This is a genomic window from Lutimonas halocynthiae, assembly GCF_030409835.1.
Lineage (GTDB): Bacteria > Bacteroidota > Bacteroidia > Flavobacteriales > Flavobacteriaceae > Lutimonas > Lutimonas halocynthiae.
In genome coordinates, this window is the sequence record NZ_JAUFQO010000016.1 from 646,747 (window position 1) to 661,051 (window position 14,305).

At 34.4% G+C, this 14,305-nt stretch carries 16 protein-coding genes; 7 read left to right on the top strand and 9 right to left on the bottom strand.

All coding sequences use genetic code 11. The features are described 5' to 3' along the window. Nucleotides 1–4 precede the first annotated feature (4 nt). Entirely contained in the window at nt 5–475 is a 471-nt protein-coding gene (locus tag QWY87_RS15925; RefSeq protein ID WP_290293076.1) for a Dps family protein, read from the bottom strand. Nucleotides 476–578: 103 nt separating this feature from the next. Between QWY87_RS15925 and QWY87_RS15930 the strand changes: the two genes are divergently transcribed. After that, nucleotides 579–1,532: a LysR family transcriptional regulator gene (locus QWY87_RS15930; protein ID WP_290293078.1), complete on the top strand. Its 954-nt coding sequence runs from the start codon at nt 579–581 to the stop codon at nt 1,530–1,532. Here the strand turns inward: QWY87_RS15930 and QWY87_RS15935 are convergent. From QWY87_RS15935 to QWY87_RS15955, 5 genes are all read right to left on the bottom strand, one after another. After that, a complete protein-coding gene (locus QWY87_RS15935; protein WP_290293080.1) occupies nt 1,529–1,732 on the bottom strand; it encodes a hypothetical protein in 204 nt (67 codons plus the stop codon). The two genes, QWY87_RS15930 and QWY87_RS15935, sit on opposite strands and share 4 nt — an antisense overlap. A gap of 100 nt (nt 1,733–1,832) precedes the next feature. After that, on the bottom strand, nt 1,833–2,105 hold the full coding sequence (locus QWY87_RS15940; protein ID WP_290293082.1) for a hypothetical protein: 273 nt from the start codon (nt 2,103–2,105) through the stop codon (nt 1,833–1,835). Between the two features lie 54 nt (nt 2,106–2,159). Then, entirely contained in the window at nt 2,160–3,242 is a 1,083-nt protein-coding gene (locus tag QWY87_RS15945; RefSeq protein WP_290293085.1) for an iron-containing alcohol dehydrogenase family protein, read from the bottom strand. Between the two features lie 18 nt (nt 3,243–3,260). Beyond that, nucleotides 3,261–3,992: a 3-deoxy-manno-octulosonate cytidylyltransferase gene (kdsB, locus tag QWY87_RS15950; protein WP_290293089.1), complete on the bottom strand. Its 732-nt coding sequence runs from the start codon at nt 3,990–3,992 to the stop codon at nt 3,261–3,263. 5 nt (nt 3,993–3,997) lie between these two features. After that, complete coding sequence (locus tag QWY87_RS15955; protein ID WP_290293093.1) at nt 3,998–5,191, bottom strand: DegT/DnrJ/EryC1/StrS family aminotransferase; 1,194 nt, start codon at nt 5,189–5,191, stop codon at nt 3,998–4,000. 224 nt (nt 5,192–5,415) lie between these two features. On the opposite strand from QWY87_RS15955, the gene QWY87_RS15960 reads away from it, so the two are divergent. Continuing rightward, nucleotides 5,416–6,423, top strand: coding sequence for an adenosine deaminase (locus tag QWY87_RS15960; RefSeq protein ID WP_290293095.1), 1,008 nt, complete (start codon nt 5,416–5,418; stop codon nt 6,421–6,423). A gap of 8 nt (nt 6,424–6,431) precedes the next feature. Here QWY87_RS15960 and QWY87_RS15965 read toward each other — a convergent pair whose 3' ends face one another. The 3 genes from QWY87_RS15965 to idi are packed head-to-tail and all read right to left on the bottom strand — an operon-like array spanning nt 6,432 to nt 7,902. After that, a complete protein-coding gene (locus tag QWY87_RS15965; RefSeq protein WP_290293096.1) occupies nt 6,432–6,974 on the bottom strand; it encodes a peroxiredoxin in 543 nt (180 codons plus the stop codon). Beyond that, nucleotides 6,974–7,384, bottom strand: a complete 411-nt coding sequence (locus tag QWY87_RS15970; RefSeq protein ID WP_290293097.1) for a 6-pyruvoyl trahydropterin synthase family protein — start codon at nt 7,382–7,384, stop codon at nt 6,974–6,976. The genes QWY87_RS15965 and QWY87_RS15970 overlap by 1 nt, the downstream gene beginning before the upstream one ends. Next, nucleotides 7,381–7,902, bottom strand: coding sequence for an isopentenyl-diphosphate Delta-isomerase (gene idi, locus QWY87_RS15975; RefSeq protein ID WP_290293731.1), 522 nt, complete (start codon nt 7,900–7,902; stop codon nt 7,381–7,383). Before idi ends, QWY87_RS15970 begins: the two co-directional genes overlap by 4 nt. A 203-nt stretch (nt 7,903–8,105) precedes the next feature. Between idi and QWY87_RS15980 the strand changes: the two genes are divergently transcribed. From QWY87_RS15980 to QWY87_RS16000, 5 genes are all read left to right on the top strand, one after another. Next, nucleotides 8,106–8,807 carry a peptidylprolyl isomerase gene (locus QWY87_RS15980; protein WP_290293099.1) on the top strand — a complete coding sequence of 234 codons (702 nt, stop codon included), beginning with the start codon at nt 8,106–8,108 and terminating at the stop codon, nt 8,805–8,807. 236 nt (nt 8,808–9,043) lie between these two features. Then, complete coding sequence (locus QWY87_RS15985) at nt 9,044–10,633, top strand: peptide chain release factor 3 (protein ID WP_290293102.1); 1,590 nt, start codon at nt 9,044–9,046, stop codon at nt 10,631–10,633. Between the two features lie 107 nt (nt 10,634–10,740). Beyond that, entirely contained in the window at nt 10,741–11,934 is a 1,194-nt protein-coding gene (locus QWY87_RS15990; protein WP_290293104.1) for an META domain-containing protein, read from the top strand. A 74-nt stretch (nt 11,935–12,008) separates the two neighbouring features. Continuing rightward, nucleotides 12,009–13,094 (top strand): AI-2E family transporter, encoded by a 1,086-nt coding sequence (locus tag QWY87_RS15995; RefSeq protein WP_290293105.1) that lies wholly within the window; start codon nt 12,009–12,011, stop codon nt 13,092–13,094. A gap of 1 nt (nt 13,095) precedes the next feature. Further along, on the top strand, nt 13,096–14,271 hold the full coding sequence (locus tag QWY87_RS16000) for a THUMP-like domain-containing protein (protein ID WP_290293106.1): 1,176 nt from the start codon (nt 13,096–13,098) through the stop codon (nt 14,269–14,271). Nucleotides 14,272–14,305: the final 34 nt, after the last annotated feature.

Consider the following 14,305-nt stretch of genomic DNA (forward strand, 5'->3'; position numbering starts at 1 on the left):
TAATTTATGCCAACCAGGCCTTCAGCATCCATACTGTCTTCTCCTGCTCAGATATAAAATCACTCATCATTGAATTTGTTCCTTCATCATCAGCTTCATCTGACTGATTCAAGATCCCTCGTTCAATTTCTATCAAAGTTGTCAATGCTGTAACAATAAGTTGAAGTGATTCCGAATCATTACTAACATTTTTCCCAACTGGCACTTTAGCCAAACTTGAATAATCTTCAAATGTGTGCAATGGTGTACCTTCAAGCGTCAATATTCGCTCAGCGATCATGTCTATTTTCTCTTGAGAATCGGTATACAATTCCTCAAATTTGACATGTAATTCGAAAAATGATTTACCTTTAATATTCCAATGCAATCCTCTTAAATTCTGGTAGTATACCTGAAAATTAGCCAATAATTCATTCAAGTTTACTGTCAAGTCTTGTACTTTTACTCTATCTAATCCTAATATTGTAGTGCTCATAATATATACATTTAAATTTCTCACAAATTTCGATTAAAATTGATGTCGTTTTTAATCAATTTCATTGATTGTTTATATATATTTATCAAAAAAATTTATACTAATGACCATCACGCAATTAAAATATGTACTAGCGGTAGCAGAATACAAAAATTTTACTTTAGCTGCTGAGCATAGTTTTGTGACCCAACCCACTTTATCAATGCAGATTCAGAAATTGGAAGATGAATTGGATGTCACTATTTTCAACCGAAAAAAGAAACCCATTGAATTGACCTCTATAGGGGAAAAAATTATTCAACAAGCAAAACTCATCGTTGATGAAAGTGGTAGGATAAACGATATTGTAGATCAACAAAAAGGATTTATTGGAGGAGAATTCAAATTAGGAATTATACCAACAATAATGCCGACACTACTCCCTATATTTCTTAAAAATTTCATCAATAAATATCCAAAAGTAAAGTTGATCATTGAAGAATTGACAACTGATGAAATAATCAGGAAATTATCCGATGGATATTTGGATGTAGGTATTGCTGCAACACCTCTGGAAAATGAAGCTATAAAAGAAAGACCCATCTATTATGAACCTTTCGTAGGTTTTGTATCGAATGAGCATCGTTTGTTTAATCAGACGAATATTACTGAAGAAGACCTGGATATAGATGATGTATTATTACTTGAAGATGGGCATTGTTTTAAAAATAGTGTGATCAACATATGCAAAAACAAAAACAATCTGGATCATCATCCTTTCCAACTCGAAAGTGGAAATATCAGTACATTAATCAAACTCAGTAAAGAAGGACTTGGTATGACTTTAATCCCTTACCTGCATACGCTTGAACTTCCTGATCAGGATAAAAAATACCTGAGGGAATTTTCAAATTCAGTACCTGCAAGGGAGGTAAGCATCATCTACCATAAGTCACAGTTGAAAATGCAGCTTATAGAAGCGTTGAAAAACACCATAGATGGTGTAATTAGAGGTGCAATTAGTTTTCACGATGTGAAAATAATCAGCCCTCTTAACAAAAAACCTTTAGAAATTTAGTTTTGATTTTTGATTAGTGCCAAACTTGGATAAAGCTCCGGTCTATCTACGGTAAATTGTAACAACCAGATTCTTAATTCCTCGATTTCAAATGGTAATAATCTTTTCACAGCTTTTTCTAATTCCTTGCTAAACAATTCTACATCAAAACTAACTTTTTTCAAAACTGTTTTGCTGTAATCTAATATTGCTCTTGCCATAAATATCGTTTTATTAAATACAACGCATTCTTAGGAACACTTATTACAAATTAAGTAAAAAAAATCAATAAAATAAAAAAAATTTACTTTATGCTGAATATCAGCTACTTAACTTTTCTATTTTTGCTGATAAAGCAGCCGATTTATCAATTAAAGACACTTTAAGATTTTTTAAATGTGCCTTTTGATCAGCAACATCTTTCTGATGCAATTGAGCGATTAATTCATCAAAAGTAGTGATGGCTTCATCTATCACTTTTTCAGCCTTTAGCGAAACCTTATCATCTCCTTCTAACTGGCATACATAACAATCTTCAATGATTCCAGATAAAACATCATTTATTTCTTTTTTAAACTTTCTAATACTAGCCATGTTTTGTTTTTTTATAAATATAAATTAAATAAATGCATAATTCAAAACTTTGAACTACATCATTTCATACATCGATCTTAATTTTTCACGAGTTATCGTTTTCTGCCAATCTTTACCCAGCGCATTTTCCCAAAGCGGAACCAAACTCAAGGCTACGTCAATCATTGTGTTAAACTGATCATCCGTCAGGTCTTTACAAAGTCCTTTTGGAATATCGATTCCGTGTTTTTGAACCATCTGTTTAAATTCCTTTACCCCTTCAGGATAGAACTCCTCCAATTGATCAAACACAATACAGTTTCCTATTCCGTGTTTTGTACCCAAAAGATATGACAAGCCATAACTCATTGCATGTGCAACACCAACCTGTGAATAAGCGATACTCATCCCACCATGCCATGATGCCATCATCAATTTATCCTGAGAATCTTCATCGATACTATCTTTTTCTAAATATACTTCTCTACAAAGCTCTAAGGATTTTTCACCATAACTCTGACTAAAAGCATTCAAATAAGTTCCTGTTAAAGATTCAATACAATGTATATAACAATCCATACCTGTATAAAACCATTGATTCTTAGGAATTCCATCCAATAAAGAAGGATCAAGAACAACCTGATCAAATGGTGTATAATCAGAATTCATTCCCAGCTTTCTTTCAGGACCGGTTAGAACCGTAGTTCGAGATACTTCTGCCCCTGTACCAGAAATGGTAGGAATACCAACGTGATAAACACCTTGTTCTTTAACAAGATCCCATCCTTGATAGTCTGCTGAAGAACCGGGATTAGTTAACATTAAAGCCACTGCCTTTGCATAATCCAGAAGTGTTCCGCCGCCAATTCCTATAATACCTGAAGGAATTTCTTTAAATTCATTTCTAATATCATCCCTTATACCATCAACATAAATCGTTTTAGGCTCCTCATCGGCACTTATATAAATGATCTTATCATTAGCTTTCAACGGGATTCTTGATACAACACTATCCTGTCCTTTGAATACATCATCTACCAAAAAAATAAATGGTGCATGTTCTCCTTTTCTTATTGGCTCTAAAATTTCACCAAGTTGATTAAAACTGCCTCTTCCAAAAACAACTCTTGGAACCATAGGAAAGTTTCTAAAACTCATAGTATATTATTTTAATGGTTAATCCTTAATAAATTTGGCGGCCTTTATGAGGTCCTCCGGAGTATCAATTTCAATACCCATATAACTTGTTTCTACCATTTTAATCTTTTTCCCATACTCTAAATACCGAATACATTCTACTTTTTCTGTAGCTTCTAAAGCTCTCATCGGCAAATGGTAAAAATCAATGATTGCTTGCTTTCTAAAGGCATATACTCCTATATGTTCAAAATATCTTGCGCCAGCATCCTTATCTCTTGGATACGGAATAGGTGACCTAGAAAAATACAAAGCAAAATCATTATTATCAACGATCACTTTTACATAATTCGGATCTGTAATATCTTTCCAATCTGTAATCTCTTGCATTAAGGAGGCCAAATCAATTTCAGACGCATCCTCCTCTTTAAAGACATCAATAACCGCCTTTAAAGGTTCTTTTTTAACAAAGGGCTCATCGCCTTGAACATTCACAACAATATCAATAGCTAGGTTTTCAACAGCTTCAGCAATTCTATCAGAACCACATTCGTGCTCCTTTATGCTCATAATTGCCTTACCTCCTTCTTTTTCAATTACATCTTTGATTACCTCACTATCAGTAACAACATAAACTTCATCAAAAAGCTCAGTTGCTTTTGTTGCCAAGTAAGTTCTGACGATAACAGGTTTACCGCCCAGGTCTGCCATCAGTTTACCTGGAAATCTTGTAGCTCCGTAACGAGCTGGTATCATTGCGATTACCTTCATTTGAATTAGAGTATTGATTTTATAGCAGTAACCATTCTTTCTGCTCTATCCTTCACCTCATCTTCTGTCCACGACAGCTTGATAAGACAGGATATATTTCTTGACATGAAATCGTCTGATTGAGGAAATTCTTGATTTCTAATATTTTTCAAGCCTTCTTTTAATTGATCAGATAATGGAAATAAACTTTTCATATCTTTCAAATGATCCCATCTTCTGATATAATGCCAGTTATTATTATAATAATTCCAATACGCATCAATACCATGTTCCTTAAAAGCATCAACTACTTTATTCGAAAGTTCTGCGGTGGGCATGAAAAAACTCAAAAAACCACAACTATCGCCTTCCGGATCCGGAACTCTTCTGAAAGTAACTTCTGGAATTGAACTCAAAGCCTGCTTTAAAACACCGTGATTCCTTCTTTGTATCGCTATGAAGTCATCCATTTTGCTAATCTGACCTAAGCCTACAGCGGCGTGTAATTCAGATATTCTGTAGTTATAACCAAGTATTGGATGGGTTTCTGCTCCTCTATCACTTCCTAAATGATCATGCCCATGATCAGAGTATTGATCGGCATGTACGGCATAATCACTATTATTTGTGATTACCACCCCACCTTCACCACATGTAATGGTTTTTACAAAGTCAAAAGAAAAAGTACCAGCATCACCAATTGATCCTAGCATTTCTCCTTTATAGGAACCTCCAAAAGCCTGGCATGCATCTTCAAGTAAAAGCAGGTTATGCTTTTTACAAATCGCTTTTAAAGCATCTAGATCAGCCATAGAACCGCACATATGTACCGGCATAACGACCTTTGTATTTTCTGTTATAGCAGCTTCAACTGCTGCGGGATCCAAAGTTAAAGTATCATCTATTTCAACCAAAACTGGTGTTGCTCCTGAGGCCATAATCGACTCAAAACTTGCCACAAAAGTAAAACTTGGCATAATCACTTCATCTCCTGCTCCAACGCCCATAACGGCCAAAGCCACATTAAGGGCTGCTGTTCCACTACTCGTAAGTTGAGCGTGCTTTACACCAAAGCGTCGTTCCAGTTCTCTTTCTAATTCTTTGGCTTTCCAATGCCCATTTCTCATTCCATCAAATCCGTAGCGCATTAACACTCCATTCTCAAGAACATCATTTAATTCCTTTCTTTCGGCATCGCCAAATAACTCAAATCCAGGCATATTTTAATTATTTAAAATTGATTGTTTTAAAGGAAGCAAAGATAATTATTTCAAATGAATAAAACCGCTTTCCTAAGTATTCAAAAGCGAATTGGGAATTTTATAACATATCTAATAAAGACTTGACTTTTAGCTTTAGTTTTTAATACTCAAATAATAAAATTTTAAGTCGTATTCTCACATAAAAAAAAGATTTCTCCATCATTAATTATTATTTTTGTGGAATGGAAGCATTTATTCAAGGAATACCAAAAGCAGAATTACACTTACATATCGAGGGAACATTTGAACCCCAGCTTATGTTTGATATTGCAAAGAGAAATAGGATTTCAATTCCCTTTAACTCAGTAAAGGAAATCGAATTAGCTTATAACTTTGATTGTCTGCAAGACTTTCTTGACATCTATTATCAAGGAGCTGGCGTTTTAATCCATGAACAAGATTTTTATGACCTCACCTATAGCTATTTAGAAAAGTGTGCCAAGCAAAATATTCGACATGCTGAAATAATGTTTGACCCTCAAACCCATACAGATAGGGGTATTGAATTTAAAACGGTTATCAACGGGATTCATAATGCCTGTGTAGATGCCATGAAAAACCTTCAGGTATCTTCTCTATTGATCATGAGTTATCTAAGACATTTACCACAAGAGGCGGCTTTTAAGACCTTGGAGCAATCACTCCCATTCAAAAAACACATCGCTGCGATTGGATTAGACTCAAGTGAAAAGGGAAATCCTCCTTCAAAATTCAAAGATGTTTTTCAAGCCTCTGTCAAAGCAGGATATATTCCATTAGCACATGCCGGTGAAGAAGGAGATGCCGATTATGTTTGGGAAGCGCTAGACATTCTCGAGATAAAAAGAATAGATCACGGCAACAATTCTTTACAAGACGATGCACTTGTTCAAGAAATAATCAAAAGAAATATAGCCTTGACCGTATGCCCATTGTCAAATAAGGCTTTACAAGTAGTGCCTGAATTGCGAAACCATCCTTTGAAAAAAATGATGGATCTTGGAATGAAAGTAACCGTTAACTCTGATGATCCAGCGTATTTTGGAGGGCAACTAAATCAAAATTTTATTGAAATTCAAAAAGCTTTGAGCCTCACTAAAAAAGATATTTATGAGCTTGCCAAAAATTCTTTTGAATATGCCCTGTTAGATAAAAACACCAAGTTAAAATACCTAAACGAATTAGATGCATTTTATGCTAAAAACAAGTGAATTGAATTTTAGTTCAGTGAATTATTGATAGCATTAATAGATTCTTCAATATGTCTTTCGGCTTTTAGTTGGCTTTCGTACATAAAAACTACCGTTCCCTTTTTATCAATAACATAGGTAACTCTTCCTGGAATTAATCCTAAAACATTGGCTTTAACACCAAATAAGTTTCTGACTTCATTGTTTACATCTGCCAGCAATGTAAAGGGCAAATTGTACTTTTCTGCAAAATTCTTATGACTCTCCACATCATCTGAGCTAATGCCTATGACTTTAATATCTTTATCCGTAAATTCCTGATAAGAATCTCTAAAACTACAGGCTTCTTTTGTGCAACCCGGCGTATCATCTTTAGGATAAAAATAAACCACCATTGCTGTCTTTCCAATATAATCATCCATATTAAAAGAAGCTCCAAATTGATCCTGCAACACAAATGATGGCGCCTGATCCCCTACTTTTACCGGAGATTTAGGGCCAGGTCTGAAAGCAGCGAAAAGGGCAACACATGAAATCAAAACCAGTACCATATAAATAACTTTTTTCTTCATTATTCTCCTTTATAACTTACATAATTCCTAGGCGTTTCGTAAAGAATCACCTCCAATTCAAGCTCTTTATCAATTTTAGGGCGCAATTTATTCCAAATCACAACTGAAATGTTTTCAGCTGTAGGATTTAAGTTTTTGAAAACTTCAACTTCTTCATTTAGATTTTTATGATCAAATTGTTCTTCAATCTCATCCTTTATCAGGTCTTTTAAAACTTTCATGTCCATAACAAATCCGGTTTCAGGATGAATTGGTCCATTTACAGAAACAATTAACTCATAATTATGACCGTGATAATTTGGGTTGGCACATTTCCCAAAAACAGCCGCGTTTCTCGCATCTGACCATTCATTATTATACAAACGATGAGCGGCATTAAAATGGGCTTTCCTACTTACAGTTACTCTCATAATTTTACAAGTCTTTGATCATATTCATTAAAAATAATTTTAAACCACTCCGTATACAACTCAGGCTGTAATTGCATATCTTTTTTTACATCCTCCAAAGTCATCCATTTAAACGCGGCTGCTTCTTCAAGATTAACAATTGGGTCATCTTCATAATGGCCAATCATTACGTGATCTAATTCATGTTCGGTTAAACCATTGTCAAAAGATGCTTTATATACGAACCAAAACAATTCTTTTAATTCACAATTAAATCCCATTTCTTCTTGCAGTCTTCTCTTACCCGCTTGGATATTCGACTCACCATCCCTTTGATGACTACAACAGGTATTGGTCCATAAACCAGGTGAATGATACTTATCTAATGCTCTTTGTTGAAGCAACAATTCACCATTTTTATTAAAAACAAAAACAGAAAACGCCCGATGCAAAATGCCTTTTTCATGAGCCTCCATTTTAGCCATCAAACCTAATTGCTCATCAACTTCACTCACCAGTATTACTTTTTCTTCCAAAATTTTCTTTTTTTACAAAGTTAATTATTTACAACGTTCCATGAAAGTCTTCTTACAGCGATGTTTTATACATACCATTAAATTTTTTAAGAAAGCATTTTTTAATTCATAAACTAGCTAATTCTTAAATAAAATCAAACCCAGAATATTCGAATCATTTGACACATTGCTCTATATTTGTATACTGTGAAAATCGCATAACAAAAATGAAATTCGCCTTACAGTTATTCTTCCTATCCTTTCTCCTTCTTTTTTTAAACTGCAAAAAAGAAGCTTCGTCTGATGACAAATCAACTGTTGAAGAACCGGCTAATAATAATAGTGTTATAGAGCATGAAATTGCTGAGGAGAGACCTAAAGACTCTATAAATAGTAAAAATGTAGTTCAGTTCTTAACTTTATATGGAAATGAGAACAAACAGAATAGAGTTTTGATCAAAACGAGACTTGGCAATATAAAAATTCAATTATACAACGATACGCCGCTTCATCGAGCCAGTTTTATATTCCTAACAAAAATGGGCTACTTTGATACGACTTGTTTCTATAGGGTTGTTCCTGATTTTGTAATCCAGGGTGGTGAATCAGAACGATTGGACACACAAAGATATAAGGCGCGCTATGAGCGCTACAAGATTAAACCTGAATTCAGAGAAAATAGAAAACATAAATACGGAGCAGTAGCATTAGCCAGAGACTGGAAAGATAATCCGGGTAAAAAATCTACCGCATTTGAGTTTTATATAGTTCAAAACCGCAAGGGTGCGCATCACCTTGACGGAGAGCACACCGTTTTCGGAGAAGTTATCACAGGTTTTGAAACCATTGACAAGATCGTAAACCTAGAAGCTGGAAATGACGAATGGCCTTTACATGACGTTTTCATGAAAATAGAAGTAATAAATTAAATTACGCTTTCTGGTTCATTATTCAAGTTATCGAAAATCATTAGCTTGAATGTATTCTATAATTTACCCATTTCAAGTTTACTTCATGGCCTAAAAGCCGTCCTGTTTGGAATTATCCACACAAGACAATTCAAAACGAAAGAAAAAGATACCACTACCATTGAAAAATTCAAAAAATCGAATTCCTAATGGTCAATTTAAGGAGTTGGCTTATATTTGCGCACTAATTTTAATAGATGGATTTACTTCAGGAGATAGAAAAAAGACGCACTTTTGGTATTATTTCTCACCCAGATGCGGGTAAAACTACTTTGACAGAAAAACTTTTGCTGTATGGAGGCGCTATTCAGGAGGCCGGTGCAGTAAAAAGTAATAAAATCAAAAAAGGTGCGACTTCCGATTTCATGGAAATTGAAAGACAAAGAGGAATATCCGTTGCGACATCGGTTCTGGCTTTTGTTTATAAAGACAAGAAAATCAATATTCTTGATACACCTGGTCACAAAGATTTTGCTGAAGACACCTATCGTACACTAACTGCTGTAGATAGTGTTATTGTGGTCATTGACGTTGCAAAAGGTGTTGAAGCCCAGACTGAAAAACTTGTTGAAGTTTGTAGAATGAGAAATATCCCTATGATTGTTTTTATCAACAAACTTGACAGGGAAGGTAAAGATGCTTTTGATCTTTTAGATGAAGTTGAGCAAAAATTAGGTTTAAAAGTGGTGCCGCTGAGTTTCCCAATTGGGATGGGATACGACTTTAAAGGCATCTACAATATTTGGGGCAAAAAATTAAATCTCTTTTCAGGAGACACCAAACAAACGGTGTCAGAAGGAATTGAATTTACTGATTTAGACGATCCTCAACTAGATGAAATTATTGGGGAAACTGCCGCAGATACCCTAAGGGAGGAACTCGAATTGGTACGTGAAGTCTACCCTGATTTTGACAAGAAGGCTTATTTAGACGGCGCATTGCAGCCAGTCTTCTTTGGTTCTGCTTTAAATAATTTTGGAGTGAAGGAATTATTAGATTGTTTTATTGATATTGCTCCTTCTCCTCAGCCAAAAATGTCTAGTACAAGATTAGTCGATTCTAAAGAAAAGAAATTTACGGGCTTTGTATTTAAGATTCATGCAAATATGGATCCAAAACACCGTGATAGGCTGGCCTTTGTTAAAATTGTCTCAGGTGTGTTCAAAAGAAATACAAACTACTTACATGTTAAACTCGGTAAAAAATTAAAATTTTCTAGCCCCAATGCATTTTTTGCAGAGAAAAAGGAAATTGTTGAAGAATCTTTTCCAGGAGACATAGTCGGCTTGCACGACACAGGAAATTTTAAAATTGGTGATACACTTACAGAAGGTGAAATATTGGAATTTAAAGGAGTTCCTAGTTTCTCTCCTGAGCATTTCAGGTATGTCAACAATGCTGACCCGATGAAATCCAAGCAATTAGCTAAAGGATTGGACCAGTTAATGGACGAAGGTGTTGCACAATTATTCACCTTAGATCTAAATGGAAGGAAAGTCATTGGTACCGTTGGAGCGCTTCAATTTGAAGTGATACAGTATAGACTTGAACATGAATATGGAGCAAAATGTTCTTATGAGAATGTTAATGTTCACAAGGCTTGTTGGGTGGAACCTGAAAGTGAGAGTAGTGATGAATTTAAAGAGTTTAAGAGAGTTAAGCAACGCTATTTGGCCAAAGACAAAAAGGGTCAGCTCGTATTTTTAGCAGATTCTGCCTTTACAGTTCAAATGACTCAGGAGAAATATCCAAGCGTTAAATTGCACTTTGTAAGCGAATACAAGTAAAATTTCTGAACGTAATAACTTCTTCAAACTTGTTTGGCACAGGAATTGAATTATGAAATTCAGATTTTTTAGTTTTATACAGTTTACTAATTTTTAAACTTTTTACTATGAGGGCATTCGTTTTATCATCGATCATATTTTCAATGTTCATTAGTTCCTGTGGTTCCTCTTCGAGTAGCTCCACTTATCAAGATCCACATTCGAGGATGCATAGTAAAATGCACAACGAATTGTATCAAGAGGAAATAGAGAAAGAATTCAATAAACAAATCAATAATTTCATTGGCCAGTATGAAGGTACCCTTCCTTGTACGGATTGTGATGGAATCGAAATTCAACTTGAACTGTTCCAGGATTTCACCTTTCAGGGAACTGTAAAACAGGTTGGAAGCGATGCCAGTGAAAAGTTAAATGGAAGTTTCTCCTTAAAGGCAAATGGTATTGTTGAGTTAGACAAGGCTGTTGCAGGAACCACTTTCTTTCAGAAAATCAATGCTGATTTGATTGTCCTTGATCAAAATGCAAAGGAAATTATTTCAGTAGGCAACGATGCATATATCTTGAAACCTATTGAAAAAATAAAAGTAAAACCTTTTGAATCTGCGCATCCAAAAGCAGATTTTTTAAAGAAGAAATGGGATCAGGGTATTGTTTTTTATGCTATTGGCAATGAACCATCATGGTCATTAGACATTAAACGCAATGATTCCTTGATTTTTAAAGACCCTAATGGGATGGAACATAAATTTCCATTCACTAAAGCGCTTCCCAGTATTGATCCAAAAATTATAGATTACAGATCTTCGACCAAGGAGATGGAAATCGTCATTCAAATGGCTCAGAAATCATGTAATGATGGGATGTCTGATGATTGGTTTTCTTATCAAGTCAATATTAGCATTAAAGGTTCCAAGGAGAAAGAAAGCAAAAATCACCAAGGCTGTGGAGACTATGTTCCAGACTACAACTTAAACGGAAATTGGGGCGTTATAGAAGCCGAGGGGCTTCAGATAAATAAAAATAGTTTCTCGAACAAGGAGGCATCTTTATCACTAGATATGTTTAATCAAAAAGTTTCTGGAAATGACGGTTGCAATAACTTTCACGGACAAGTTAATTTTAAAACGGATCAGATTTCTTTTGGACCAACAGCAGGAACACTTATGGCCTGCCCCAACATGGAATTAAGCAGTAAAATATTAGGTTCAATTTCAGGAAGATCATTGAATTATACCCTTGAAAATGATCTTATTTTATATGAAGGGGATAAAAAAATTATGATCTTAAGACGCAAGGATTAATCTAACATCAGCTTGTATAATTCTTAGTTTTATTTCTATATTTACAACAAGTATCTCAAGACCAAATTACAAGCATGCAATCAAAAATCATTGCCAATGGAATTTTAAGAGCCTTATGGGTGATCGTATCGATATTGTTACTACTCTTTTTCCTCTATAAAATTCAAAGTGTTCTCATTTATTTGGTGATTGCCACAGTCCTTTCTCTTGTCGCCAGGCCAATGCTGAGCTTTTTAAAGGACCGGCTAAAATTACCAAACATTCTGGCGGTTGTCATTACCATGTCATTCTTTTTAATGGTTATCATGGGAGTGATTTCAATGTTTATTCCTTTGATTAAGGAACAAGGGCATAATATATCATTACTTAATACAGAAGAATTAAGAAGAAGAATTTTTAATTTGTTTCATGAGATCGATATTTTCTTTTCAGCAAGAAGAATTAATTTGTTTGGAGAATTAAAAAATATTGACCTTACTTCTAATATCTCCTCGATTCCGAGTCTTTTAAACTCTTTAGTTGGTGTAGTAGGAACCTTTAGCATGGGGCTTTTCTCAGTATTATTTATCACGTTTTTCTTCTTAAAAGACAACAAACTTTTACATAATGTTTTTGTATTAGTAACTCCAGACAGAAATGAGGATAAGATTTTAAATTCCTTGAAAAAGATCAATGATTTGTTATCGAGGTATTTTATTGGTCTGATTATCCAAATCTCTATACTTTTTGCTATCTATTCAATTACACTGCTGGTTTTCAATATAAAAAGTGCCGTAGTTATTGCTTTTCTTTGCGCTCTTTTAAATTTAATCCCCTATATCGGACCATTGATTGGAGGAATTTTAATGTTACTTTTAACCATGACAAGCAGTCTTGAATATGATTTTCAAACCCACATTCTGCCCGTTACGAGTTATGTTCTCTTTGGCTATATCATTGCACAGCTTATAGATAATTTTTTCAGTCAACCGATTATTTTTTCGAAAAGTGTGAAATCTCATCCGCTTGAGATCTTTTTAATCATTGTTATTGGTGGCCTTTTATTCGGCATTACCGGAATGATTTTTGCCGTACCGTCATATACCGTGCTTAAAGTGATTTTAAAAGAATTTTTATCAGACAATGAAATTGTCAAATCATTGACTAAAGGCTTAGACTAGTATGAATAATAAGTTGTTACATAAAGATGTGCAGCAATTTATTGACGATCATTTAAAAACTGACTTGCCTCAATTGATATTTAAGGGATCTCCCTTTGCGGATATCACAATACAAGAACTTGCTGAGCAGATCCTTGCAAAATCGAAGAGCCGCAGCAAACTTCCAACATGGTTTGCGACAGACAATATTTATTACCCGAAATCATTGAGTATTGAGCAGACATCCTCTGAACTTACTGCTGAATATAAATCTTCTTTGATCGCTGGAGATACCCTTATTGACCTTACCGGTGGCTTTGGAGTTGACAGCTATTGTTTTTCAAAAAAAATCAAACAGGTCACCCACTGTGAATTAGATGCTGAATTATCTAAAATAGCTGCTGATAATTTCAAAGTACTAGCGCAAAACAATGTTACTTGTCTAAATAAAAATGGTATTGAAGAATTAGCAGAGAATGAAACAGTCTATGATTGGATCTATGCTGATCCATCAAGAAGAAATGAATTAAATTCAAAAGTTTTCAAACTTGAAGATTGCCTGCCTGACATTGGCCAACACCTAGGCCTTTTGTTAAAACGTTCAGATCAGATAATGATCAAATTATCACCTTTACTTGACATTTCTTTAACCATAAAGAGTCTGAATTTTGTAAAAGAAATTCACATTATAGCGGTTAAAAATGAAGTCAAAGAACTTCTTATTTTGATTGAAAATAAGTACATAGGGCCCTCCAAATTAAAAACGATCAACATAGTTAAAAATAGTCTTCAAACCTTTGAAGGTTATTTTCCTTCAAATACCACTGCTACCCTAGCAGCCCCGAAAAAATATCTTTACGAGCCAAATGCCGCCATATTAAAATCCGGATTATTTAATGAAGTATCCAGTGAACTAGCTATTGATAAGTTGAATTTTAACAGTCACTTATACACTTCCGAAAGACTTATCGAATTCCCAGGCAGGAGGTTTCATATTGAATCGATATCGAAATACAATAAAAAACTCCTAAAGAAGAAATACCAGTTTAAAAGCGCCAATATTACAACAAGGAACTTTCATGATTCAGTAGCTCAAATTAGAAAGAAAACAGGATTTAAGGACGGAGGAAATGACTTTTTGTTTTTCACAACTGATCACCAAGACAATGCCATTGTAATTCATTGTAGAAAAGTTTAACAGTCGTCTACTCTAGTTAGAAGATTAATTTCTT